Origin of the sequence: Streptosporangium sp. LJ11 (genome assembly GCF_051918945.1) — a bacterium.
In the GTDB taxonomy this organism is placed as follows: Bacteria; Actinomycetota; Actinomycetes; order Streptosporangiales; family Streptosporangiaceae; genus Streptosporangium.
The window spans coordinates 114626-139138 of sequence record NZ_JBPXMB010000007.1 but is presented as its reverse complement, the minus strand read 5'-3'; the positions used below and the strand labels follow the sequence as shown (position 1 = coordinate 139138).

The 24513-nt window shown below is 69.1% G+C and carries 21 protein-coding genes, 1 pseudogene and 1 riboswitch; of the genes and pseudogenes, 10 read left to right on the top strand and 12 right to left on the bottom strand.

Features of this window, described 5'->3' with window-relative positions; translation table 11 throughout:
• Window positions 1-90: 90 nt before the first annotated feature.
• Window positions 91-822: a helix-turn-helix domain-containing protein gene (locus ACTOQ3_RS12835; protein ID WP_440083609.1), complete on the bottom strand. Its 732-nt coding sequence runs from the start codon at window positions 820-822 to the stop codon at window positions 91-93.
• 312 nt (window positions 823-1134) lie between these two features.
• Here ACTOQ3_RS12835 and ACTOQ3_RS12830 point away from each other — a divergent pair, with 312 nt between their 5' ends.
• On the top strand, window positions 1135-2472 hold the full coding sequence (locus ACTOQ3_RS12830; RefSeq protein ID WP_440083608.1) for an FAD-dependent oxidoreductase: 1338 nt from the start codon (window positions 1135-1137) through the stop codon (window positions 2470-2472).
• A 107-nt stretch (window positions 2473-2579) separates the two neighbouring features.
• Here the strand turns inward: ACTOQ3_RS12830 and ACTOQ3_RS12825 are convergent, their stop codons facing one another.
• The 4 genes from ACTOQ3_RS12825 to ACTOQ3_RS12810 form a co-directional block, all read right to left on the bottom strand.
• Window positions 2580-2951: a DoxX family protein gene (locus ACTOQ3_RS12825; protein ID WP_440083607.1), complete on the bottom strand. Its 372-nt coding sequence runs from the start codon at window positions 2949-2951 to the stop codon at window positions 2580-2582.
• A 276-nt stretch (window positions 2952-3227) separates the two neighbouring features.
• The gene (locus ACTOQ3_RS12820) at window positions 3228-3644 is read right to left on the bottom strand and encodes a nuclear transport factor 2 family protein (protein ID WP_440083606.1); all 417 of its coding nucleotides are present in this window, start codon (window positions 3642-3644) and stop codon (window positions 3228-3230) included.
• 60 nt (window positions 3645-3704) lie between these two features.
• Entirely contained in the window at window positions 3705-4997 is a 1293-nt protein-coding gene (locus ACTOQ3_RS12815; protein ID WP_440083605.1) for a hypothetical protein, read from the bottom strand.
• Between the two features lie 254 nt (window positions 4998-5251).
• Window positions 5252-6076: an LLM class F420-dependent oxidoreductase gene (locus tag ACTOQ3_RS12810; RefSeq protein WP_440083728.1), complete on the bottom strand. Its 825-nt coding sequence runs from the start codon at window positions 6074-6076 to the stop codon at window positions 5252-5254.
• Between the two features lie 314 nt (window positions 6077-6390).
• Here ACTOQ3_RS12810 and ACTOQ3_RS12805 point away from each other — a divergent pair, with 314 nt between their 5' ends.
• The 3 genes from ACTOQ3_RS12805 (at window position 6391) to ACTOQ3_RS12795 (ending at window position 8870) form a co-directional block, all read left to right on the top strand.
• Window positions 6391-6594 carry a response regulator transcription factor gene (locus ACTOQ3_RS12805; RefSeq protein ID WP_440083604.1) on the top strand — a complete coding sequence of 68 codons (204 nt, stop codon included), beginning with the start codon at window positions 6391-6393 and terminating at the stop codon, window positions 6592-6594.
• Between the two features lie 3 nt (window positions 6595-6597).
• Window positions 6598-6924 (top strand): metal-sensitive transcriptional regulator, encoded by a 327-nt coding sequence (locus tag ACTOQ3_RS12800; protein WP_440083603.1) that lies wholly within the window; start codon window positions 6598-6600, stop codon window positions 6922-6924.
• Between the two features lie 65 nt (window positions 6925-6989).
• The gene (locus ACTOQ3_RS12795) at window positions 6990-8870 is read left to right on the top strand and encodes a prolyl oligopeptidase family serine peptidase (RefSeq protein WP_440083602.1); all 1881 of its coding nucleotides are present in this window, start codon (window positions 6990-6992) and stop codon (window positions 8868-8870) included.
• A gap of 19 nt (window positions 8871-8889) precedes the next feature.
• On the opposite strand, the gene ACTOQ3_RS12790 is transcribed toward ACTOQ3_RS12795, so the two are convergent.
• Window positions 8890-9732 (bottom strand): hypothetical protein, encoded by an 843-nt coding sequence (locus ACTOQ3_RS12790; protein WP_440083601.1) that lies wholly within the window; start codon window positions 9730-9732, stop codon window positions 8890-8892.
• Between the two features lie 120 nt (window positions 9733-9852).
• Between ACTOQ3_RS12790 and ACTOQ3_RS12785 the strand changes: the two genes are divergently transcribed.
• Window positions 9853-10761 (top strand): LysR family transcriptional regulator, encoded by a 909-nt coding sequence (locus ACTOQ3_RS12785; protein ID WP_440083600.1) that lies wholly within the window; start codon window positions 9853-9855, stop codon window positions 10759-10761.
• A 25-nt stretch (window positions 10762-10786) separates the two neighbouring features.
• On the opposite strand, the gene ACTOQ3_RS12780 is transcribed toward ACTOQ3_RS12785, so the two are convergent.
• Complete coding sequence (locus ACTOQ3_RS12780; RefSeq protein WP_440083599.1) at window positions 10787-12004, bottom strand: MFS transporter; 1218 nt, start codon at window positions 12002-12004, stop codon at window positions 10787-10789.
• 249 nt (window positions 12005-12253) lie between these two features.
• On the opposite strand from ACTOQ3_RS12780, the gene ACTOQ3_RS12775 reads away from it, so the two are divergent.
• Window positions 12254-12742, top strand: a complete 489-nt coding sequence (locus tag ACTOQ3_RS12775; RefSeq protein WP_440083598.1) for a hypothetical protein — start codon at window positions 12254-12256, stop codon at window positions 12740-12742.
• A gap of 228 nt (window positions 12743-12970) precedes the next feature.
• Here ACTOQ3_RS12775 and ACTOQ3_RS12770 read toward each other — a convergent pair whose 3' ends face one another.
• From ACTOQ3_RS12770 to ACTOQ3_RS12760, 3 genes are all read right to left on the bottom strand, one after another.
• Window positions 12971-13918 carry an oxidoreductase gene (locus ACTOQ3_RS12770; RefSeq protein WP_440083597.1) on the bottom strand — a complete coding sequence of 316 codons (948 nt, stop codon included), beginning with the start codon at window positions 13916-13918 and terminating at the stop codon, window positions 12971-12973.
• 108 nt (window positions 13919-14026) lie between these two features.
• Window positions 14027-14233 carry a DUF5988 family protein gene (locus ACTOQ3_RS12765; RefSeq protein WP_440083596.1) on the bottom strand — a complete coding sequence of 69 codons (207 nt, stop codon included), beginning with the start codon at window positions 14231-14233 and terminating at the stop codon, window positions 14027-14029.
• A 655-nt stretch (window positions 14234-14888) separates the two neighbouring features.
• Window positions 14889-15299 carry an integrase core domain-containing protein gene (locus ACTOQ3_RS12760; protein ID WP_440083595.1) on the bottom strand — a complete coding sequence of 137 codons (411 nt, stop codon included), beginning with the start codon at window positions 15297-15299 and terminating at the stop codon, window positions 14889-14891.
• Between the two features lie 508 nt (window positions 15300-15807).
• On the opposite strand from ACTOQ3_RS12760, the pseudogene ACTOQ3_RS12755 reads away from it, so the two are divergent.
• Window positions 15808-16047, top strand: a pseudogene (locus ACTOQ3_RS12755) (IS701 family transposase); the annotation flags it as partial.
• Between the two features lie 173 nt (window positions 16048-16220).
• Window positions 16221-16296, top strand: a riboswitch (S-adenosyl-L-homocysteine riboswitch).
• Between the two features lie 14 nt (window positions 16297-16310).
• Complete coding sequence (gene metH / locus ACTOQ3_RS12750; protein WP_440083594.1) at window positions 16311-19991, top strand: methionine synthase; 3681 nt, start codon at window positions 16311-16313, stop codon at window positions 19989-19991.
• Between the two features lie 211 nt (window positions 19992-20202).
• Here metH and ACTOQ3_RS12745 read toward each other — a convergent pair whose 3' ends face one another.
• Together ACTOQ3_RS12745 and ACTOQ3_RS12740 are read right to left on the bottom strand one after the other, a co-directional pair.
• The gene (locus ACTOQ3_RS12745) at window positions 20203-20508 is read right to left on the bottom strand and encodes a hypothetical protein (protein WP_440083593.1); all 306 of its coding nucleotides are present in this window, start codon (window positions 20506-20508) and stop codon (window positions 20203-20205) included.
• Between the two features lie 7 nt (window positions 20509-20515).
• Window positions 20516-21193: a hypothetical protein gene (locus ACTOQ3_RS12740; protein ID WP_440083592.1), complete on the bottom strand. Its 678-nt coding sequence runs from the start codon at window positions 21191-21193 to the stop codon at window positions 20516-20518.
• Here ACTOQ3_RS12740 and ACTOQ3_RS12735 point away from each other — a divergent pair.
• Both ACTOQ3_RS12735 and ACTOQ3_RS12730 read left to right on the top strand, forming a co-directional pair.
• Window positions 21192-23495, top strand: a complete 2304-nt coding sequence (locus ACTOQ3_RS12735; protein ID WP_440083591.1) for a polysaccharide lyase 8 family protein — start codon at window positions 21192-21194, stop codon at window positions 23493-23495. The genes ACTOQ3_RS12740 and ACTOQ3_RS12735 overlap by 2 nt on opposite strands.
• A 476-nt stretch (window positions 23496-23971) precedes the next feature.
• Window positions 23972-24445, top strand: coding sequence for a hypothetical protein (locus tag ACTOQ3_RS12730; protein WP_440083590.1), 474 nt, complete (start codon window positions 23972-23974; stop codon window positions 24443-24445).
• Window positions 24446-24513: the final 68 nt, after the last annotated feature.

Here is a 24513-nt window from a genome sequence, read left to right as displayed (position 1 = left end):
CATGAGCACGGCACGGCGGGGCGACCGGTGTGACGATGTGGCCCCATGCGGCGGGGAAGCCGCGACTCGGTCGTCCGGGTGGCTCGTGCGTCAGGATTGGAAGATGTCCGGCAGCGCGAAGGCCAGAGGGCGGCGATTGTTGTCCGCCAGACGCGCCTTGGTGGCGGCCACCAGGTGAAGTTCGACCTCGACCTCGGCTCCCGGCCCGATCCAGAGCGGGCCCACGCTGCCCATCACCACCGAATGGTCGCCCTCGCCGCCGCTGCGAGAGGTTCCCTCGACGAACCACGTTCCGACCGGAACGTTGTCGATGCGCCACGGAGCGGCGGCACCTTCCAGCCGGAAACAACGGATCGGACGGTCGTTGCCGAGCGATTCGGAAAACGCTCCGATGAAGATTTCTTCGTCGGGCATCTCATCCGACCGGCAAACCTTTCCGGTGATCGATCCGTACGCGTAAGGCGCGTCGTCCGCGGCCGGCGTGAATCCGGACACGATGCTCAGCAGGCCGAGGCGGCGATACCGGCCGGGCGACACGCCGACGGACTTGGTGAACCGTGTCGTGAAGGTTCCGAGGCTGTCGTATCCGACGTCCGCGGATATGGTGGCGACGCTCTCGTCCGTCGACAGCAGTTTCCTCTTCGCCTTCTCCAGGCGGACGGTCGCCAGGAACCGGGCGGGAGGAAGCCCCGTCTCCTGGCGGAAGAGCCGGGCCATATGGAACGGGCTCAACCGCGCCATGTCGGCCAGATCGCAGAGGGTCAGCTTCTCGCTGTAGCGCTCTCTGATTCCCTCAACTACGCGCTCTATCTCGGAACGCATCGAGTTCTCCATCCGAAACTGGTGGCGTTCGGCCGTCGAGCGCCCGCTTCCCATCCGACCGACACCATGGTCATGGAGAGGGGGCAAGAACGTATGCCCATACGATCAAAGCCAAGGTGTTCGAGTCAAGGCTTATGATTTCGCAGCCTGACCGGTTCAGGTAGGCCGGTCGGTTGTACCGGTGGCGCCCGTCCTATGACCGTAGCGGACTCGGAACGCCGAGCAATACGGGAGAAGACGGTGCGGGGTGGCCCGCTCAGACTCGGTGCATATCTGCCTCTATGGGCATCATGTGACGACGAAGGAGTGGGCGTGGGCAAGCTTGGCGGACATGCCGTCGTCGTCGGGGCCTCCGTGGGGGGACTCACGGCCGCCCAGGTGCTGTCGAGCAAGTTCGAGCAGGTGACCGTGGTCGACCGTGACTCGCTGCCCGCCACGGCGGAGGACCGGCGGGGTGTGCCGCAGAGTCCGCACGCGCATGCTTTGCTGATCCGCGGCCGCATGGCCTTGGAGCAGTTGTTCCCCGGCCTGTTCGACGAACTCGTCGGCGGCGGCGCCGTTCCCTTCGACCCCGGTGATGATTTGCTCTTCTTCCAGATGGGGGCACTCCGGGTTCGCTTCCCGAGCGGGATGCTCGGGACCAGTTGCACCCGCGCCTTTCTGGAGACGACGATCCGGCGCCGGGTGGCCGCGCTGCCCAACGTCGAGATCCGCGACCTGGTCTCCGTCGACGGCCTGACCGGTGTCGACGGCCACGTCACCGGCGTCGTCCTGTACGGGGGTGAAGTCCTCGCCGCCGACCTCGTCGTCGACGCGACCGGGCGCAGCGGTACGCGCAGCGACCCATGGCTGGACAAGCTCGGCTGCCCCGCCCCTGAGGTCACCACCGTCAAGATAGATGTGGGCTACACGACGCGGCTCTTCCACCGCAAGCCCGGCGACCTCCCCGATGGTGCGCTGCTCTATCTGTGCAGTGAGAGGCCTCCGCATGAGAAGCGGGCCGCGGCGGCGTTCGCTGTGGAGGGCGACCGCTGGGTGGTCACGCTCGGCGGCTGGCACCGTCACCACGCTCCCATCGACCCGGCCGGCTTCGCCGAGTTCGCCGGCACGCTGCCCTTCCCGCACCTCGCGGACCTGGTCGACACCGCGAAGCCCGTCAGCGACGGCGACGCCCGCAAGTTCCACTACCCGATGGCGCGCCGACGCTACTTCGAGAAGCTGCGCACGCTGCCTGCCGGGTATGTCGCGCTGGGCGACGCCATCTGCAGTTTCAACCCGCTCTACGGGCAGGGCATGACGGTCGCCGCGCTGGAGGCGATCGCGCTCGGGCGGTGCCTCGACAGGTACCGCACGGCGTCGGCGAAGATGGCCCGTGACTACTACCGGGCGGCGGGGAAGGCCATCGACGTTCCCTGGCAGATGTCGACGGGCAGCGACTTCATGTATCCCGAGACCGAGGGCCGGCGGCCGATCGGTACGGGGCTGGTCAACCGCTACGTCCGGCAGGTCATGCTCGCCAGCCACGTCTCCCCGGAGGTGCACAGGGTGATCCTCGGCGTCCAGCACCTCATGGCTCCACCGGCGGCGCTCTTCCGTCCCGCGACCGTCGTCCGCGCGCTGCGGGCGGCGCGCAGGTCGCCGGCGCGCTGAGGCCGCGATCCGCCCGAGCCGGAGCGACTCCCGGGGGAGGCGCTCCGGTGACGCGTGGCGGCGTACCGGCACAACGGCGGGCCGGTGCTACACAAAGCGCCCGGGCTTCACAGCGCGTAGGGACCGAAGCGGCCCCAGACCACGATCGCCGCCGCGACGAACAGGACGGCGTTGACCACGATCGATCCGGGCTCCTTGCGGCGGGCGTGGGTGATCGCGGCCAGCACCATGATCAGCGCCAGCCCGGCCGCCGCCAAGGGAGTGAGGATGGGAGCGATGCCGGTGGCGGCGGGCAGGACGACACCGAGCGCGCCGGCCAGTTCGGCGAGCCCGATGAAGCGGACCATGCCGGCGGAGAAGTCGGCTGCCCAGGGGAGCATGGGTTCGAGTTTCTTCTTGGGCAGGCTGGCGGTCAGTACGCCGGCCGCGCCGAATATCGCCGCCAGCACCGCCTGCAGAATCCACAAAGTCACGTTCATGGTCAGGTTTCCTTTAATTCGCGGGGGATGGGAACTAATTCGCGGGGATGGGAACGCCGGCAGCGACTCTGGCGCCCGCTCCACCGCGGTGAGAGCCCTGAATTTCTGCGCGTGGTTCGTCCGTCACCGGGTCGTGCGCCAGATCGACGGGAGTGCCGCGTATATCGGAATTGGGGATTTCCGCGCCGCTCCTGCCGCATTTGACTCAAACAGATTTAACCGGGAAAATCAAGATGTGGGGCTGCCGACCGGCAGCCCCACACAATAACGCGCGATTCAGCTCGCGGTCGTTTCGAGTTCCGACTCGGACGCACGAACGATCGGTACGGTATCGGAGATTCCCTCCGCTCTGATCACCTTTCCATCGCGAAGTATCCAGAAGTGCACGAATCGCACCCGGAACTCCTTTCCGGTGGACTTGAAGCGCCCGCTCCAATAGCCGAGCGCCGTGACCCAGTCTCCCGACGGCAGCAGGTCCTCCACATCGAAGCGGGTCTCCTCGAGGTGGTCGACGGCGCTGCCGAAGTACGCGGCGGCCCCGTCGATTCCCCTGTAACTTCCCTTGGACCAGGGCAGCGACTGCGGGGCGATAATCTCGACTTCGGGGTCGAACGACCCGAGAACCGTGGGGATGTCCAGGTTGGTCAGGCCCTCGTAAAGCCGCTTCACGATATCAATCGACTGTTCCGACATCGTCCCTCTCTTTTCGTTGGTTGAATGGCGTGGTCGAGCCGGCATGCCACGTCTGGCAGGTCACGGCACCGGTGCGTTCGCGAGTTCTGCGTTGGTCCGGTTCCGGGCCGGTGAGCGCCGGGCCGCGCGTAGCGAGCGGGCTATCATGGCGGGCCGCATCACCGCGGAGGGCGAGGCCACCATCATCTGGACCTCCAGCATGACGCGGTGGACCGCGACCGAGGTGTGGCTGGCCAGCGTGACCTGGCGGGTGTACCAGTTCGTCAGCTTGGTGCCGCGTGCCCTGGGGCCGACCGTCTCCGGATAGATGAAGTCACCGGCCGTCGCGATCTGCCACGGCATGTCGATCAGCTTTCCGACTGTCCGGAAATACCTGCCGGTCAGCTCCTTCGACACGGCGCCGACACGGTCGAGGCACCGCCCGAGTTCGACCGCCTCGAGAATGGCGACGGTCATGCCCTGCCCGTACAGCGGGTTGAAGCTGCAGATCGCGTCGCCCAGCGCGACATAGCCGGCCGGGAAGTCGCGCAGCTGCTCGAAGTAGCGGCGACGCGAGGTGGGGAACGTGTATCTCGGCGCGTTCTCGTTGTCCATGGGCTCGCATCGGGCCAGCAGGTCGGCGATGTGCGGCGCGGGTAAGTTCGCGGCGAATCGGGCGAACCCCTCGGGGTCGACCGGCGCGTAGGCACGGTGCCAGCCGCCCAGCGTGACCACCCAGCGGTCGCCTTCGACGGCGAAGGCGGCGGCGGCCCGTTTGTCGTCGGGCGAGATCGAGGCCATCAGGTAGAGCAGCCCGCCCGTGTCCGTGATGCCTTCATCGGGCTTGCGGCGCAGCAGACGAGTGGTGTAGCCGACGTCGATCTTCATCGTGTCGACTCGGGGGGCGGAGAACCCCAGCTTCTCCAGCCACCGGTCCGCACGGTCGCTGCTGCGTCCCGCCGCGTCGACGACCAGGTCGGCCGCGAGTACTTCACCGCTGTCCAGCTCGACACCGGTCACCCCGCCCGGACCGCCGACCAGGCCGGTCGCCGCCGTCCGGTCGCGGACTTCGGTGTTGGGCAGAGCGCACACCCGGCGCCGCAGCGAGAACTCGAGGAAGGCCCGGGTCAGGCTGACCCCGAGCATTCCACTGGCATACGGAATGCGGAAGGCACCCATCTGGTGGAAGAGGAGATCGTTCCCGGGATCCCAAGGTATCGCGCCCTTCGCGGTCAATTCGGCGGTGAGGCCGGGAAACAGCTCTTCCAGTGCCATGCGCCCGCTGATGAGCAGGGCGTGTGCGTGGCTGGCCTGCGGAGCGCCACGCCGGGTCTGCGCGTCGGAGGGCAGTTCGTCCCGGTCGAGAACGGTCACCCTCTCGAACCTGCTGGAGAGCACACGAGCCGCGGTGAGACCGCTTATGGAGCCTCCGATGACGACTGCATGCCTGCCGATCACTCTCACACGCCCCCTCGGGAATTCACGGTCCGCTTGTTCAGACGATTCAGGTTTTTCTGCTCATCAGTCTGCGACGCCGAATCGGCGATATCGCCTCCGTAATTGCTTTGTCCCGGAGGTGGTCGCGTCATTGGGCGCCGCCCGTATGAGAGATGATCGGCAAGAATGGGCTACGCCATCAGTTGCGCCATCATGTCAAGGGTGCGCAGGGTGTCCGCCTTCGGGACGGTCTGCAAGCCGAAGAGCACGCGGTCGGCCCCTGCTTCGGCGATTCTCTTGACCACGCCGGCGTCCGGAGGCACCTGGAACATCGTCACCGGGATGTGCCCGCGGCCGTGCTCTTCCGCACGCCTCCTGAAGCCGGCGAGCAGGTCGGCGAGATTCGCGTCGCCGCCGTCCATGGACGGCAGCCAAATGAGTCCCCACTCGTCGCCGTAGTCGAGGACCCGGTCGACGACCGCCGGGTGGTTGCCGCTCACGATGATCGGCGGATGAGGCTCCTGCACGGGCTTCGGCCAGGAGAACACCGGGTCGAAGGCGACGAAGTCACCGTGGAACTCCGCCTTCTCCTGGGTCCACAGCGCCTTCATGGCGAGTACCCGTTCCCGCATCACCGCCATTCGCGTCCGCGGATCGGTGCCGTGGTTGCGCGCCTCCTCGCGGTTCCATCCCGCGCCCACGCCGCTGATCACCCGGCCGTCCGAGACGCGGTCCAGCGTGGCGATCGCCTTGGCCAGCACGATGGGGTCTCGCTGGGTGACCTGCACGACTCCGGTGCCCAGCAGGAGGCGCTCGGTCACCATCGCCGCCGCGGTGAGCGCCACCAGCGGGTCGAACGTGCGGTAGAAGACGTCGTCCAGTTCTCCGCCACCCGGCCACGGCGTTTCCCGCTTCACCGGGATATGAGTGTGCTCGCCGACGAATAACGACTCGAACTCGCGTTCCTCCAATGCGCAGCCGAGTTCGGCAGGTGCAATTCCCTCGTCGGTCACCATGGTAGACACGCCGAATCTCAAGAGACCTCCTAATATCAGAGCGTCGTCCGAGGATGGCACGGCGAAGGTGCCGATGACTTCTCGCATCTTGCGAAATTCGCGAGGACGGGCGGGCTCCGCCCCGAACCCGGACGGCATAGGACCGGCGTACGGTCAGGAGTCGCGCCGGCCACCGTCGGGATTGCCGCTCACCTCATCTTGACCGATGTGCAGCAATTTCGGCGAAGACTCGCGTCCGGCTGTCCTGCACGCTGTCAATATGTCCCCACCACACCATTGTCCCTGCTCCCCGGATGCATGGAGAAGCGATGCATGTGAGCCCGCGGCAAGAGCAAATCCTGTCTCTGATCGCCGAAGGGTGCTGTGACAAGGAGATCGCCCGCCAGCTCGGCATGTCGGCACGGACCGTCGATTCCCACCTACAGCGCCTGTACGTACGGTACGGAGTGCACACCAGGGCCGCAGTGATCGCGAAATGGCTGCAGGAGGGCGGGGCGCCCGTCAAGCCGGGGCGATGAAGGATGACTGAGACGCGCGGCTACGTGAAGGACAAGGACGCGTACCTGCGAAGGCTGCGTCGCATCGAGGGTCAGGTACGCGGCCTGCAGCGGATGGTCGCGGACGAGACGTACTGCATCGACATCCTCACCCAGGTCGCCGCGGCGACCCGGGCGCTTCAAGCGGTCGCGCTCGGACTGCTCCAGGACCACATCACGCGCTGCGTCGCCGACGCGGTCGGCGGCTATGCCGCCGCGGAAGGCGACCACGGCGATGCGGAGGCCAGCCGGGCCAAGGACCTGCTCGTCAAAGACGCCGTCCAGGCCATCACCCGGCTGGTCCGCTCGTGATCGGGTGGGGAGGGTTCGTCACGGGACCGCATGGTGGCCTGCCGTCGCCCGTCACGGCCGAGTTCGTGTCCCAAAGCCGTCTCACATTTGCCTTCCCCCAGCTGCTGGACGGCGTGTGGTGGCAGGAGAGCAGGCCCGCCGAAGGCGGCAGAACGGCGATCGTCCGCGCCACCGCGTCCGGGCTCACCGAGCCGTTGGACAGCCGATGGGACGCCAGGACGAGAGTGCACGAGTACGGCGGACGCTCCTACCTGGCGCTGCCGGGCGGTGGCGTGGTCGTCGTCCACGTGAGTGACCAGCGGCTCTACCGGGTGGGCGCGGACGCCCCCGCGCCCGTGCCACTCACTCCCGAGCCGCGGCCGGGCACCATGGCGCGGTATGCCGACTTCGTCCGTTCACCTCGCGGGACGGAGATCTGGTGCGTGCGCGAGGAGGAGCAGACCGACGGGTCCATCGCCCGCGTGGTCGTGTCGGTCCCGCTGTCCGGTGTGGCGGCCCGGGATCCGGGTGCCATCCGCGTCCTGGCCTCCGGCGCCGGCTTCTACGCCTTCCCGGCTCCCTCACCGAACGGCCGATGGCTGGCCGTGATCGTCTGGGACCATCCACGGATGCCCTGGGACGGGACGGAGCTGCGGATCGTGCCGGTCGAGGACGACCCGCGCCGGCCGGCCGGCGAAGGCCGCGTGCTGCTGGGCGGGCACGAGGAGTCGGTGCTCGCACCCCTGTGGAAGGACGACGGCCGACTGTACGCGATCTCCGATCGCAGCGGCTGGTGGAACCTGTACGAGGTGCCCGTCGACGGATCGGCGCCCCGGCCGCTGTGCCCGCTGGACGAGGAGTTCGCACAGCCCCTGTGGGACGTGGGCGGCCGGCCGTACGGCATCCTGGGCGACGGGCGGCTGGCCGTGCTGCACGGGCGGGCGGACCAGCGGCTCGGTGTCCTGGATCCCGGGCGCGGCACGCTGCGCGACCTCGAACTGCCCTTCGCGACCTGGGCGCCCGCGCTCGCGGTCTCGGGCAGTGTGGTGGCCGGGGTGGCGGCCGCCTGCGACCGGCCGTGGTCGGTGGTCGGCGTCGACGTCACCACGGGGGAGCACGAGGTGCTCGCCACCCCGTTCGCCGAGCTGCCCGACCCCGCCTTCCTGCCGCGGCCGCGCGAGATCCGGGCGCGCACGCCGTCCGGCCGCTCGGTGCCCGCGTTCGTCTATCCGCCGTCCGGCCCCCTCGCCGCGGCCTGCGAAGGACCCGCGCCGTACGTGCTCAACGTGCACGGAGGTCCGACGGGGCACTCGGGCACGGAGCTCGACCTGAGCAAGGCCTTCTTCACCAGCCGCGGCATCGGCGTGGCGGACGTCAACTACGCCGGGTCCAGCGGGTACGGCAGACGCCACCGTGAGCTGCTGCGCGGCCAATGGGGCGTCGCGGACGTGGAGGACGTGGTCGCCGTGGCCGGGGAACTGATCAGGTCGGGCCTGGCCGACCCCGCCAAGCTGGCCATCCGTGGCGGCAGCGCGGGCGGCTGGACGGTGCTCGCGGCGGTCACCTCCTCCCGGATCTTCTCGGCGGCCACGTCCTACTACGGCCTCTCCACGGTCGAGGGGTTCGGCGAGGAGACCCACGACTTCGAGTCGCACTACGTGAACCAGCTGATCGGAGCGGCCGATCCGCGCACCCGCGAGCCGCTGGCCCGTGCCGACCGCACGGGCTGCCCCGTGCTCCTGCTGCAGGGCCTGGAGGACCCGGTCGTGCTGCCGAATCAGTCGGCCAGGTTCGCCGAGGCGCTCAAACGCAACGGGATCCCGCACGCTTTCCTCACCTTTCCCGGCGAGTCGCATGGGTTCCGCAAGAAGGAGACGGTCGTGCGCTGCCTGAACGCCGAGCTGTCGTTCTACGGTCAGTGCCTGGGCTTCACCCCGCCCGGCGTTCCGGTGCTGGAGCTCTCCTGAACGGCCCGCCGCCGTCCTGTCATGGAAGACACAGGACGGCGGCGCGCACGACGTCGCCGTCGAGGGAGTCCAGAGGCAGCCCGAACGCGGCGCGGGGAGTGGCGGGCGCCAGGGCGGGAGGGGAGGCGGTGAACGCGAAGGTCGCCAGCCACCACGACCAGAGCTCCTCCGCGTCCGCCCCATAGGGAAGGCGCGCCAGCGCGGCGTCCAGCCGCGCCATCCTGGCCACCCGCATCGACACCTTGTCGTCCTCGGCCCGCTCCGCCGCGTGGATCTCGGCCCCGTCCGAGCCTTCGAGCAGCAACGCATACCGCTCTCGCGCCACCACCTCCCGGGGAAGCGCGAACAGCCGCGCCGCCACGTGGCGGCGCGGGCCGGCCACCACATGCGCCTCCCACCTGGGACGCACGCCGTTCCCGGCCGCCGCGGTGAGCGAGGCGCCGCCCTGCCCGGGCGGCATGCCGGCCGCCAGCACGTACGCCTGGAGCTCGCCGGTGTAGTGGCGCAGCGGATGACCGAAGGCGCCGCGCGTGGTCACCGGCCGGGGCACGAGGCCGAGATCCTCGAAGGCGCCCAACTCCAGCAGGGCCTCGTCGAAGGCGGTGATGGAGAGGGGAGTCCCGGACAGGGCCGTCCTCGTCAGCCGGTCGGGCAGCGTGCCGAGGTCCTCACCCGTCCATACGCGTACGGAGCCCAGGTCCTCCTCTTCGGCGCGTCGGTAGATCCGCACCTCCGCCCGTCCCGCGCCTTGGAGGAGCAGCACGTAGCAGGGGGCGGACACCAGCGCGTTCGGGAGCCCGAACAGCCGCCGGGCCACCTCGTCCTCTGTGCCCTGAACGCCATGGAACTCGACGGTGCGCACGCTGAACACCACCTCTACTCGCGGGCTTCACGAGCAGCCTAGGCATGGCCGGCGGACGGTGGCAGTCCGCCGTTCTCCTGTCGGGTGGACACCCCACAGCCGCCGCATAGGCTTGAGACCGTGATCGACGTCAACAGGTTGCGCGTGCTGGTCGCGGTGGCCGACCACGGGACGATGACGCTGGCGGCGGCCGCCCTCTCCTGCACGCAGCCGGCGGTCTCCCGGCACATCGCGATGCTCGAACGGCAGGCGGGCATGCCGCTCGTCCTGCGTACCACGGCGGGCGTGGAGCTCACCCCGGCCGGAGATCTCCTCGTCGGACACGCGCGCGCGGTGTTCGACCGGCTGGCCGTCGCCGAGGGCCAGCTCGCGGCGCTGCGCCCGCAGGACCCGGGACCCCTCACGGTCGGCTCGTTCAGCAGTGCCAATGTCTCGCTCGTCCCCGAGGTCTTCCGCCGGTACCGCCAGGCCAACCCGGACCGTGAGGTCCCGCTGCTGCCGAGCACCGTGTGCGAGCAGCACATGGACGACGTGCGGGCGGGCCGGCTGCACCTGGCGCTGGCCACGCAGTGGGATGTGGACGATCGCGAGTTCGAGGGCCTGAAACTGGACTTCCTCATCGAGGACGAGATGCTCGTCGCACTGCCCCGTGACCATCCGCTGGCCGGCGCCTGGCTCACCCTCGCCGACCTGGGCAACGAGAGCTGGATCGAGGGCAGCCACCCCGACTGCCTGGGCCCGCTCGGCAAGCTCTTCCTGGAGAGCGCCGGCTATGAGCCCACCGTGCGCTTCCACTGCGACGACTGGACGGGCAAGCAGGGGCTGGTCGCCGCAGGCGCCGGGATCACACTGCTGCCGTCGCTGGCCAAGCGTGACATCCGCGGCGACATCGTGCTCGCCCGGGTGCACGACGCGGATCTGCGCCGCCGCATCTACCTGGTGTCCGCCGAGAGCGCCAGGCAGGTGCCCAGCCTGGCTGCTCTCGCGCGGCTGTTCGCCGAAGTGGCCGCGGAGTACGCCGTCGAGTGACGGCCGGCCCCTCGCCGCCTTCCGATCACTTCGCCGGGATCTCCGCGGCCACTTCGGCAGTCCTTCTCGGCCGGATCATCGTCGCCGCGGCGGCAAGCAGGGAGGCGACCGCGCCGACGATCGCGCCGTACGCCACGCTCCCGTTCTCGATGGCGAAGCCCGTCAGGGAGGTGCCCGCGGCGAAGCCGATCCAGTTCGCCGACGTCAGCCAGCCGAAGGCCTGGGTACGCGTGCCCTCGGCGGCACGGTCGGCCACGATCTGGGACTCGATGGCGTCCGCGGGCCCGTTGGCGAATCCGATGAAGAGCAGCACGCAGAGGGTGGCGAGCAGGCCGAGTTCCAGGCCGAGCAGCAGGATGGAGACGCCGTACAGAGCGAGCACCGCCATGAGCAGGGAAGGCAGCCTGCCGGGCAGCTTCAGCCCGCCGTACAGGAAGCTGCCGAGCACCCCGCCGACGGCCATCACGCCCAGCAACAGACCGGCGTTGGCGCCCATGTCCGTCGAGCGGGCGACGACGGTCACGTTCACGGCGCCGATGCCGACCGCCGCCATCGCGACGACGAACAGAATGCCGAACTGGCCGGGTGGCCAGGCGAACCGGCGCTCGGCCGGTGCCGGCGGACGCGGGCGGTCGGTCGCGCGCACGGCGGGGGCGCCCGCCAGCCACAGTGCCCCCACGGTGGAGACCAAGGCGGTCGCCATCACGGCCACGAGCGGGGATATCACCGCGACGAGCACGCCCACCAGCATGGGACCCACGATGAAGACGCCCTCGGTCATCAGCCCGTTCAACGCCAGCAGGGTCGTGCGGGCTTGCGGGGCGGTCACGTAGGTGGTGAATATGGTGCTGGAGACCGCGCCGGACGGAGGGTTGACCGATCCGACGAGGAACGCGGCGGCCACCAGCAGCAGCGGTTCGGGAAAGAACAAGGCCGTCAGTACGAAGGTGGCGAACGCCAGGACTTGCAGGACCGTGCCGGTGACCAGCGAACGGCTGAAGCCGAGCCGGTCGGCCCGCCTGCCCCAGACGGGCGCGGCGATCGTGAGCGCGACAGCGTATCCGGCGGTCACCGCCCCTCCGATGGCGTAGCTGCCACTCACCTCGACGGCCGCCAGAAGCAGCGCCAGGCTCACCATGCCGGCCAGCAGGCGGCACAGGAACGCGGCGGCCACGACGCGTGGAATTCCGGGCACCCGCAGCGCCTCGCGGTAGCGGTTCAACGCTCCCATGGTATTGAGCACACCTCATTTCCTCGGAATCTCTTCGACACGAGCCGTGCTCGGCGGTGCCCGTTCCGATGCTGCGGGCGGCGCGGTGGCGCGGTCAAATAAGGGTTTCGCATCCTTATATGTGAGAGCGGTATATCTGCACATCCTGGTGTTCGGCTGTCGGGTGAATACCGTACTGACCGTGCGATGGATGGCTGGTTATTTTCGTGAAGAGTCTCCGTTCGGGACGGAGGCACCACGACAACAGGAGGAGGTGTCATCGTGTCCCAGGACGTGATGACCGCACCCGAGACCACCACCCGGACGCGCGCCAAGGCGTGCGGTGCGGCGGCGTGGGACTGCCAGACCCACAATTTCCTTGGCTCCCCGCAGACCGTGGCGGAGAACCTCGCCGCTCTGCCCGCCGACCTCGTGCAGCGCCGCGTGTTCATGCTCATGATCGAGGGCGAGGACCGCGCCGAGGCACGCGTCTTCGAGCGCTTCGCGTTCGGCGACGACGAGGGCACCGTCGCGACGTGGGAGAGCGACAGCCTGGGCGACATGGTCACCCAGCTGACCGACGTGCTCATCAAGAACCGTGGCGTGCACTGCCCCGGTGAGCAGGTCAAGGCCAGCCTCGACAGCGAGCGCGAGTTCATCGTCTCCGCCCCGGCGCCGGCTCCGAAGACCGCCGCCGAGGCCTTCGCCTCGGCGATGGACGCGTACGCCGAGCACTCTTTCGTCCGGGCCAGCGTGATGGTCCTCTGCTGAAAGCGCGGGTGAACGAACCGTCAGGCGGCCAGCCACGGCCAACCACGGCCAGCCGCCTGACGGCCGCTTGACGGGCGCTTACGGAAAGCACCCGGCTCGGCCTGTGGGTGAAGGGGACGGGTCCCCAGGGAGAGACGACACCAAAGGCGAGCATGGATCCTGGACGGGGCCGGTGTTCACACCGGCCCCGTTCTCATGTCCGCGCCCGCGTCCCCCGGCGGCGGGGCGTCAGAAGGGGTAGCGAACGCCGGTGCGGTCCTCCGACAGCGCCCACAGCCGCCGCGCCGTGCTGATGTCGTACACCGCCCGGTGCCCGTCGCGGGGTCCCGGATCGCCGCGCAGTTCCAGCAGACCTCCCGGGGCGATGTAGGAACCACCTGGCAGGCCGGGGGTGGTGGCCGCATACAGGGCGGTGAGGGCTCCCTCCGCCGGCGGTCGGCGCAGCCTGCGGATGAACCACTTGATGACCGCGCGGTAGGCCTGGCTGCGGCCGGTGATGTGGCCGTACTCCAGGAGGTTGGTCATCGTCAGCCCGGGGATCGCCGTCATGCTGCGCAGCCGGGCTCCGGCCGCGTCCGCCCGGCGTTGCAACTCGACCGCGAAGTAGACGTTGGCCTTCTTCGACCTGCCGTACGCCATGGCCGGGTCGGCACGAGGGTCGTCGATCTTGGACAGGTCGAGCGGCACCCAGCGCTGGCTCTCGCTGCTCACCGTCACGACCCTCGGGTCGGACGAGGCCAGCAACCAGGGCATGAGGAGCCCGGTCAACGCGAAGGGACCGAGGTGGTTGACGCCGAACTGCGACTCGAAGCCGTCTTCGGTCCTGCTGAACGGCACCATCGCGATCCCCGCGTTGTTCACCAGCAGGTCGAGACGGTTGTGGTCCCAGTCCTCGCGGAAGGCGCGGATGGCGGCGAGGCTGGACAGGTCCAGCGCCCGGACCTCCACCTCGGCGTCCGGCGCCTCCTCGCGTACGCGGTCGGCCGCCTCCTTGCCGCGGCCCGGGTCCCGTGAGGCGAGCACCACGTGAGCGCCGTGCCTGGCCAGCTCGGTGGCGATGGCCAGGCCAATGCCGTGGGTGGCGCCTGTCACCAGGGCCAGCCGCCCGCTCTGGTCGGGCATCGCCGCGGGCGTCCATCTGGACGGGGAGACATAGCGGTACGCATGGGATCTCATGGTGACTGCCTTTCATGGGCGGGGAAAACGACGAAACGCCGGCCGGCCTCCCTTACCGCAGGTGAAGGAGTCCGGCCGGCAGGTCACGGGTTCCGGGTCGGGTGGCGGTCATTCGGCCACGCAGGTGAAGCCCGTCCATTCCATGACGCGCAGCCCCGCGCTCGCCGTCTCATCGGTCGGATTGAAATGCTCGTAACGGTTGCCCCACAGCAACTTGATTACGGAATCCGGATCGGCGTGATGACGAATTCGTTCGGTCTCCGGGATCCGCGCGGGACCTCCGCGCAGGATGACATTGGGTTCCCTGCGTTCCATGGCCGTGCTCCAATACCTTCTTTTCCGGTTGGTGCTCGCCAATATTGGGACACGAATGGCCGGGCACACGGCGATGGTCGCAAATTCCTGGTCGCCGTGTCGCCTCCGAAGTTGCGAGGCGTCGGACACCGGCCGGAAAGGTGGTGCGTCGGCGCGGGGGTCTGCGAGGTTCCGCGGAAACGCGTGCGGGCCGTTCGTGAAACCTGTGGGTGCCGAATATCGTGTCACCGGGTTTGATCTGGGATTTTGCTGTGCTCGATGGCCCGGCTCCGGCCGGATCGCAGAATGGCTCTGCGGCTGCTGTACTTGATCGTCTTACCAACCTTCGGCTGGATCGCGCTACTCGTCCGATCGCAGGCGTCCAAGGACGCAGAGATCCTGGTACTGCGGCATCAGTTGGCTGTTCTCCGCCGCCAGGTCGCGGCTCCCAGGCTGTCATTGGTGGACCGCGGGCGATCCTCTCCGGGCTTGCGCGGCTTCTTCCTCGATGCCGTCGATGTCACCTGTTCGTCACACCGCGGACGCTGCTGCGTTGGCATGCCGACCTGGTGAAGCGACGCTGGACCTACCCCAAGCACGGGCCGGGACGACCACCGATCCGACCCACCCTCCGAGACCTGGTGCTGCGCCTGGCCGCCGAGAATCCGGACCGGGGTTACCGGCGGATCGCCGGTCTGGGCCGGAGGGTGTGCCGCTCGAATATTGAGTTACGTGCCCTGAGCTGCGGTTGAGCGACGTGGTGGTGTTCGCTGATCGTGCTTGCGACGACGAGTTTTCGGCGGATGGAGCGAAGGCCGAGGAGATCGGTCGTGTCCCGGGTGGGCTGCGTTCCGGTGTTCGGGGGTCGTTGGTGTCGGGATTGGTGCGGCCGGTGCTCGTTGTAGTGGATCAGATACTCCTGAAGCATGCGGGCCAGGTGGCTTTCATTGAGGATCAGGATTCGGTCCAGGAGTTCGCGGCGCAGGGTGCCGATGACGCGCTCGCAGATGGCGGTCAGGAACTGCCGCCAGGTCGGCCCGGACCGGCGGGCGCCGGATCGATACCCGACATGTGCAGGATTTCCCACACCGTGGAGGCCGCGATCGGGTAGCCCAGCCGGGCAAATTCGCCGTTAATTCTCCGATGACCCCATGTCGGGTTCTCCCTTGCCATCCGAATAATCAGTGCCTTGACCGGCCGGCGGGTGCATGGCCGTCCCGGGTGCCCCCGGTCGGTGAAGGTCCACTTGCGTGCTACGAGGTGGCGATGCCGGCGCAGGATTGTCGCCGGGGCGATCGGAAAAACCTCCGCCCACCGGCGGCGGTGAACTAATACTCCAGTGACACTTCGCGATCTTGAGGCGTTGGTGTCACATGACAACGGCCACCGCGTGATCATTCGGGGTTTGTGAGGACAACGAAAGATCACGCGGTGGCCGCGAGCCACAGCGTGGACCCTGACGGTTGGATGGTCATCTTCAACGAGCTGATGGCCCGGATCGCCCGTCGGTTCGGCCGCATCGAGCCCCGTCGCGCTGCCGCAGCGTACGTGCGCGGGCTGTTGGCCGACATCAATCGAGAACTGCCAGATCGGCCTGGGTGAGTGGGGATGAGGTCTATGGGCAAGACCCGCGCCTGCGCGCCACCCTGGAGGAGCACCGGATGGGATACGTACTGGCGATCGCGGGCAACCGGCGGGTCATACTCGAGGGCGTTCAGGTGAGTGCGGCCGAGGTCGCAGCAAGGGTGGCCGAGCGGCACTGGCATCGCTACCGCGCCGGCCAGGGAGCCAAGGGACCCCGCGGGTATGCCTGGGCCTGGGCCCGCATCGATGATGAACCCACGACCCACGGATTATGAGACGGTCCAGGAGGCGGAGACGGTCCGAAACGGGGGGTAGGCGGTGGCCTTCGCGGGATGGGGATCCCGTGACGGTATATGGACAGGATCTTTCCGGATTGTGGACCGCTGTTTGGCGTCTCGTCCCAACCCTCGGTATTCTCGATCTCAAGGCCGAGAGGCGCTGCAACGGGCTCAGGCCCGCCACGCTCGGCCTGGATCTTCCGGTAAGGGCGCCTCCCACGACGGGAGGCTGACCGGTGAACGGATCTTCGAAGCACGACGAGCACGGGCACGACCTCGTACCCGGTGGCGCGCCGGGAGCCGAGGACCGCGCGCGGGCCCTGCGAGAGCTGCTGGGGCAGCGAATCCTGGTGCTCGACGGAGCCTGGGGCACGATGCTGCAGGGAGCCTCGCTCACCCCGGCCGACTACCGCGGCGACCGGTTCCTCGACCACCCGCGCGACGTGACCGGCGACCCCGACCTGCTGAACCTGACGCGTCCCGACGTCATCCTGGACATCCACCGGCAGTACCTCGCGGCCGGCGCGGACATCACCACCACCAACACCTTCACCGCCACGAGCATCGGCCAGGCCGACTACGGGCTGGAGTCGCTGGTGCGGGAGATGAACGTGCGGGCCGCGCAGCTGGCCCGCCAGGCCGCCGACGAGGCGGGCGGGCGCTTCGTGGCCGGTTCGATCGGCCCACTGAACGTCACGCTGTCGCTGTCCCCGCGCGTCGAGGACCCCGCCTACCGGGCGGTGTCGTTCGACGAGGTCCGTGCCGCGTACGCCGAGCAGATCAGCGCGCTGGCCGAGGGCGGCGTCGACCTGCTGCTGATCGAGACGATCTTCGACACGCTCAACGCGAAGGCCGCGATCGCCGCCGCGCGCGAGGTCGCCCCGCACCTGCCCCTGTGGATCTCGGTGACGATCGTCGACCTGAGCGGGCGCACGCTGTCGGGACAGACCGTCGAGGCGTTCTGGAGCGCGATCCGGCACGCCGAACCGCTCGTGGTCGGCGTGAACTGCTCGCTGGGCGCCGAGCAGATGCGCCCGCACGTCGCCGAGCTGGCACGCCTCGCCGGCACCTACGTCGCCTGCCACCCCAACGCGGGCCTGCCCAACGCGTTCGGCGGCTACGACGAGACCCCCGAGGAGACGGCGGCGCTGCTCGACGAGTTCGCCAGGACGGGCATGGTCAACGTCGTCGGCGGGTGCTGCGGGACCTCGCCGGCGCACATCGAGCGGATCGCGGCCGCCGTGTCAGGCCTCCCGCCCCGCCAGATCCCGGCACCGGCCGCCCGCACCCGCTTCAGCGGCCTGGAGCCCTTCGAGATCGGCCCGGACACCGGGTTCGTCATGATCGGCGAGCGCACCAACGTCACCGGCTCGGCGCGCTTCCGCCGCCTGATCGAGGGCGGCGACCACCAGGCGGCCGTCGACGTCGCGCTGGAGCAGGTACGCGGCGGGGCCAACCTGCTCGACGTCAACATGGACGCCGACCTGCTCGACAGCGTGCAGGCCATGACCACCTTCCTGAACCTGATCGCGACCGAGCCCGAGGTCGCCCGCATCCCGGTCATGATCGACAGCTCGCGGTGGAGCGTGCTGGAGGCCGGGCTCAAGTGCGTGCAGGGCAAGGGCGTCGTCAACTCGATCAGCCTCAAGGAGGGCGAGGAGGCCTTCCTGGAGCAGGCCCGGATCATCCGTGACTACGGCGCGGGCGTCGTGGTGATGGCCTTCGACGAGCAGGGGCAGGCCGACACCGCCGAGCGCAAGGTGTCGATCTGCGCCCGCGCCTACGACCTGCTGACCCAGCGGGCCGGGTTCGCCCCCGAGGACATCGTGTTCGACCCCAACGTGCTCGCGGTCGCCACCGGCATCAGCGAGCACAACGGGTACGCCAAGGCGTTCATCGAGGCGCTGCCGAAGATCAAGGAGCGCTGCCCGGGGGCGCTGACCAGCGGCGGCATCTCCAACCTGTCGTTCTCCTTCCGCGGCAACGACGTCGTGCGCGAGGCGATGCACTCGGCGTTCCTGCTGCACGCGGTGCGCGCCGGGCTGGACATGGGCATCGTCAACGCCGGGCAGCTCGCGGTCTACCAGGACATCCCCGCCGACCTGCTCGAACTCGTCGAGGACGTCATCTTCGACCGGCGTGACGACGCCACCGACCGGCTCGTCACCTTCGCCGAGACGGTGAGCGGCTCCGGCACGCGCCGCGTCGTTGACCTGGCCTGGCGCGACGCCCCGGTGGAGGAGCGCCTGTCGTACGCCCTCGTGCACGGCATCGTCGACTTCATCGAGGCCGACACCGAGGAGGCCCGGCAGCAGCGGGCACGCCCCCTGGAGGTGATCGAGGGGCCGCTCATGGACGGGATGAAGATCGTGGGCGACCTGTTCGGGTCGGGGAAGATGTTCCTGCCGCAGGTGGTCAAGAGCGCGCGGGTGATGAAGCGCTCGGTCGCCTACCTGGAGCCCTACATGGAGGCCGAGAAGGAGCAGGCGCGGCTGGAGGGGCGCATCGACACCGGCCGCGGCCAGGGCAAGGTGGTGCTCGCCACCGTCAAGGGCGACGTGCACGACATCGGCAAGAACATCGTGGGCGTCGTCCTCGGCTGCAACAACTACGAGGTCGTCGACCTGGGGGTGATGGTCCCCGCCTCGGTCATCCTGGACACCGCGGTCGCCGAGGGCGCCGACGTCATCGGGCTCTCCGGGCTGATCACCCCGTCGCTGGACGAGATGGTCACCGTCGCCGCGGAGATGCAGCGCCGCGGGCTGAAGCTGCCCCTGCTGGTCGGCGGCGCCACCACCTCGCGCCAGCACACCGCGGTCCGCATCGCCCCCGCCTACGACAACCCCACGGTCCACGTGCTCGACGCCTCACGCGTCGTCGGCGTGGTCTCCGACCTGATGGACGACGACCGGGCCCAGGTGCTGGAGCAGAGCAACCGCGCCGACCAGGAGCGCCTGCGCGAGCAGTACGCCAACAAGCAGCGCACCCCGCTGCTCACCGTCGACCAGGCCCGCGCGAACCCCGAGCGGGTCTCCTTCGAGGACCTGCCGGTCCCCGCCTTCACCGGCGTCCGCCTCGTGGAGCCGGACCTGGAGACCCTCCGGGCGATGATCGACTGGCAGTTCCTCTTCCTGGCCTGGGAGCTGAAGGGCAAGTATCCGGCGATCCTCGACCAGCCGGTGGCCCGCGAGCTCTTCGACGACGCCAACACCATGCTCGACCAGATCATCGCCGAGGGGAGCTTCCAGGCCAGGGGCGCCTACGCGTACTGGCCCGCCCACTCCGAGGGCGACGACATCGTGATCGACGGTCCCGGCGAGAGTCTCCGGCTGCCGATGCTGCGCCAGCAGACGGCCAAACCCGACGGCCGGCCCAACCGATGCCTGGCGGACTACATCGCCCCGGCCGGGGACCACCTGGGCGGGTTCGCCGTGGCCGTGCACGGCGCCGAGGAGCTCGCGGCCCGCTACGAGGCCCAGAACGACGATTACCGGTCGATCATGGTGAAGGCCCTGGCCGACCGCCTGGCCGAGGCGTTCGCCGAGCACATCCACCTGGAGGCGCGGCGGGGCTGGTTCGAGCCGGACGCCGACCCTCGGATCGAGGACCTGCACGCCGAGCGCTTCCGCGGCATCCGTCCCGCGCTCGGCTACCCCGCGAGCCCGGACCACAGCGAGAAGCGGGAGCTGTTCGAGCTGCTCGGCGCCGACAAGCTCGGCATGGGCCTGACCGAGTCCTTCGCGATGACCCCGGCCGCCAGCGTGAGCGGGCTGATCTTCGCCCATGAGTCGTCGAGGTACTTCACCGTGGGACGCCTCGGCAGGGACCAGGTCGAGGACTACGCCCTGCGCCGGGGCCTCGACCTCGCCGAGGTCGAGCGCTGGCTGCGCCCCAACCTCGCCTACGATCCCAGCTGATCCTTCGCCGGTACGGGGCCGCCTCCCGGTGGTGGCCCGACCGGCGGGAAGGTTCCTCATCCCGATGACCGGCGGCGGCTGGCGTGAGGTCGGCCGCGCTGCTGTGGTCGACTTGAGCCGTACTGATCACTTCTGGGGAGCAGGCTGGGCGTCGCTCCGCCGCGGACAGCGGGGCCACCCTGCCCCGCTGCCCGGCAGAGGCCGAGCTTGATCAGTCGACGCACATCGCCTGGTGAGTGGACTGGAAGACCCAGGTGCCGCCGCCCGGGGAGACATAGGTCGTCATGGTGTTGTAGGTCCCAGGGGTGCAGTCGTGGCCGACCGCGAGGACGGCCGCCCGGGCCCGCTGTTCGGCCGCCGCCAACCCGGCCGCGTAGGTGTTGCCCGCCCCCACGGCAGTGGCGCTGCGGGGGGTGTCATAGCCGTCGGCGTGTGCGGCCACGGGTGTGGTCGCCAGGCCGGCCGCCACTACCGCTGAGACGAGGCCGAGCCGGCGGAGCCAAGTACCTTTTTGCATGTTTCTCCTACGGGGACGGATCTTTTGATCGACCGAGGATAATTTTCAAACGGGCCGAGGTAAAGACGGTATTGACCACTCGGTCACCAGAATCCGGCCCATCATGTGTTTCTTCGTGGCGAATCATGTAATTTACAGGCGGACGAAGCTTCCGCCGAGGCGGCCCGCCATGCGGTCGAAACAGCGGACGCGGTGGTGGCGGATCTGTCAATTCCCGCTCCTCGGCGAGTTCGACCCCCCACTGCCGGGTGCCTATCAGGATATGGAAGGCGGCCTTGGGATTCTTCGTCGACATCCCGAGCCGATACCCCCGCCGCTCGACATGACGAGCAAGCCCCCGCGAGACGGCGAAGACACGCGGAAACAATTCCGGAGAGACGCGGATACACGACGGATCTGCGGTCAGCACCTCGGCGATCGCCGCAGGATCGAAGATGTTGTGAGGTGCGAAAATCCGGGTGTGGCCTCCGGTCTGCGGTTGTCCGCCCTTGGGCTTGCCGGCGGTCTCGTCGATGTCTTCGCGCAGCACGTTGACCGGGCTCTCGTCTTCGCCTGAGCCGGGTACCGCGTGTTCCCGGCGACGTTCGTGCGCCCGCTCACCGTCACCGGAGTCGAACAGCCCACTCACCTGTCCACCTATGATCTTTTCATCTGAAATTTGCCCTACCGCCGGAAGAGCCTTCATGACCCACCCCCTCAGTCGGCGGTCCGCCCTGCTGAGCGCCGCGACAGTGGCCGGTCTCGCCCTGTGGGACAGACCGGCCGAGGCGGCCGGCGCCGCGGCGTTCGACGCCGCGCGTGAGCGGTGGGTGAGCCTGCTGGCCGGCGGGTCGTACGACTCCGCTCATACCGACAGGACCTATACCGACAGGACGCGGGCGCTCGAAGGCTCGGCCAACGCGGTGCTGCGCAAGCTGAAGCCCGCCGCCGGTCGCCCGAGCCTGTGGCCCGACCTGCCGCTGTCGGACCCCCGGACGGGCAACTTCAACCGCTCCTACAACCGCATGCGCACGCTGGCGCTGGCCTGGGCCACGCCGGGCACCGCCATGCACCGAGACAGACAGGTCGCCCAGAGCGCTGTCGGGGCGCTGGACTTCCTGTACGAGCACGCCTACCACGAAGGGCTCGACCGGCGAGGCAGCAACTGGTTCTGGTGGGAGATCGGCGTCCCGCGCGCGCTGACCGACACCTGCGCCCTGCTGTACGACGGCCTGCCCTCAGGCCGCCTCGAGCGGTGGCTGCGCCCCGTGCGCCGCTGGTGCCCCGACCCGGAGCGCCGCGTCAGCCACCCCGGCGTCGTCGAGACCGGCGCCAACCGCGCGGGCAAGGCCATGGCGGTGGCGATGCGCGGAGTGCTCACCCACGACGCCCGCCTCGTCAGGCGGGCCGGAAACGCGGTCTCCGACCTGCTGCGGCCGACCAGGGGCCCGGGCGACGGCTTCTACCGTGACGGATCGTTCATCCAGCACGACGTGTACCCCTACACCGGCAGCTACGGCGTGGACTACCTGGAGAGCGTGGCCAAGCTGATCGCCATGCTCTCCAGCTCCCCGTGGGAGATCACCGGAACCGGCAACGTCTACGACCTCGTGGATCGCTCGTTCGTGCCGTTCGTCTTCGACGGGCTGATGATGGACTGCGTACGCGGCCGGCAGATCTCGGTGCAGGGCCACCGCGACCACCACTCGGGACACAAGGCGGTCGAGGCCGTCCTCACCCTGCTGGAGACGGCGCCCGAGCGCCATGCCCGGCGGTGGCGGCCGCTGGTCAAAGGCTGGCTCACCCGCAACCAGGTCATCCCCTACGGCACGCTGGCACCGCCGGCGAGCATCGCGAGGGCCACGGCCCTGCTGGAGGACCCGTCGGTGCCGGTCGGCCCGCGCACGACGGGCACGTACGTCTTCGCCGACATGGACCGGGTCGTGCACCGCCGTCCCACCTGGGCGTACGCGATCGCGATGAGCTCGCAGCGCATCGGCGCCGCCGAGGCCATCAACCGGGAGAATCTGCACGGCTGGTACACCGGCGACGGCATGACCTACCTCTACACCGGCGATCTGACCCACTGGAACGACGACCTGTGGCCCACGATCGACCCGTACCGGCTGCCGGGCACGACGGTCGACACCCGCAGACGCGCCGATCTTCCGCACGACCACCGTCGCCTGCCCGCCACCCCGTGGGCGGGCGGCGTGGCACTCGACGGCGAGTACGGCGTGGCGGCCATGAGGCTGATCGCCGGTGGCTCCTCACTGCGGGCCAAGAAGGCGTGGTTCCTGCTCGACGACGCGGTGATCGCCCTCGGCGCCGGCATCACCGCCTCCGACGGCCGCCGTGTCGAGACCATCGTGGAGAACCGCAACACCCACGACCGGCATCCACCGCTGACCCGGGGCGACGGCTGGATCCACCTGCCCGGGGTGGCCGGCTACGCGCTGCTCGACGGCGCCGAGGCGAAGGTGATCCGCACAAAGCGCACCGGCCGCTGGCGCGACATCGACAAGGGCGCCACCACCGGTGGCGACACCTCCGCTGTCACCAGGCACTACACGACGATCCTCATCGACCACGGCGTCGATCCCCGCAAGGCGCGCTACGCCTACGCCGTACTGCCCGACGCCTCCATCACGCAGATGGAGGCCTACGACGGGCGGATCGAGATCCTCGCCAACTCCGCGGCGGTGCAGGCCATCTCGCGCGACGGTGTGACCGCCGCCGTCTTCTGGCGTGCGGGGAGGGTCGAGACCCCGGATGGGCCGCTCGCCGTCGACGGTCCCTGCACGCTGCTGGTCCACCGCGCCGGCAAGCGGGTACGGCTCGCGGTCTCCGACCCGTCCAGGACCGTCGACGAGGTGAGGATCACGTTGCCCTGGCCGGTGAGATCGGTCAGGAAGAGCGACCGCAGCGTGCGCAGGGCCAGGACCGCGCTCACGGTGGAAGTGGGCGGCAGCCGCGGGCACGCCCACACCGCGGAGGTGTGGGTCTGACTCCGAAAACCGCTCGTCCAGATCTGCGATCCGGTGTTCCGGCGTGAGTTCTGTCCGGTCGACGTTATTTCGGAGGTTTCGACGAAATCGGACTTACCCAAACCGTTGGGTCCGGTGGCGACGACGAGGCCGTTGCCCTGGGGGAGGGGGATCGTTCGTGGCGCGGTGCTCGGGATGCCGGCCCGATGAATCTTTCAAAGGTGCCTGATGCGGCGCGCGACCGGCAGACCGAAACATCAGGCATACGCCTTCCGGTCCGGCGTCCGTAGGAATCGCGTCAACGCCGCTGGTTGCACGTTCTACCCGGCGGTCGTTCCCCTGAAGAACACCGAATTGACCGGCGGTGGATTCGGTCTTCGGGATCTCGCCGCCGTGACGGTTGTGGCTCTGTTGAAATCGCTCGGCCGTTGACCGTGTCGTGCGAAGGATGCTGAATTCGCGGTGGCCGATGTCAGAAGCATTGAGGAGGAACGGCGATGTTCGCTGCGAAACTGGTTCGTCGAGGGCTGGCGCTCGGATCCGCGCTGGTCGTCACCGGCACGTTGGGCATCGTAGGCCTTGCGCAGCCCGCCGCCGCGACCACCGCCGTACTGCATGCCACGGTGGACTGCGTCAGCTCCAACCACTTCGGAGACATCCGCGACTGGTATCCCTCGAACGTGCGGCTCCACACCTCACCGCCCTCGGCGACCCCCGGCCTGGTCGCGGTCCCCGCCACGCACGCGTTCCAGTTCACCCAGACGCTGCCCGACGGGGCCACGTCCATGGGGGTCACGGCCCAGTGCAGCAGCGGCCACTACCCGTACGGCGACTTCAGCGGGTCGGCCGGCCTCACCGGCATTCCCGCCGGAACGACCGGCATCACCGCGAGCTGGGCCTGCTCCGCGGCACCGGTCTCCCCCGGGCCATGGCTCACCAACTGCAACCTGCAGTCGGTGTCGTTCAGCTAGATCTCGTTACGTTCCACGCGAGACCGCACGTCTCCGGTCAGGCCCGATCCGGGCGATGTGACGCCCCC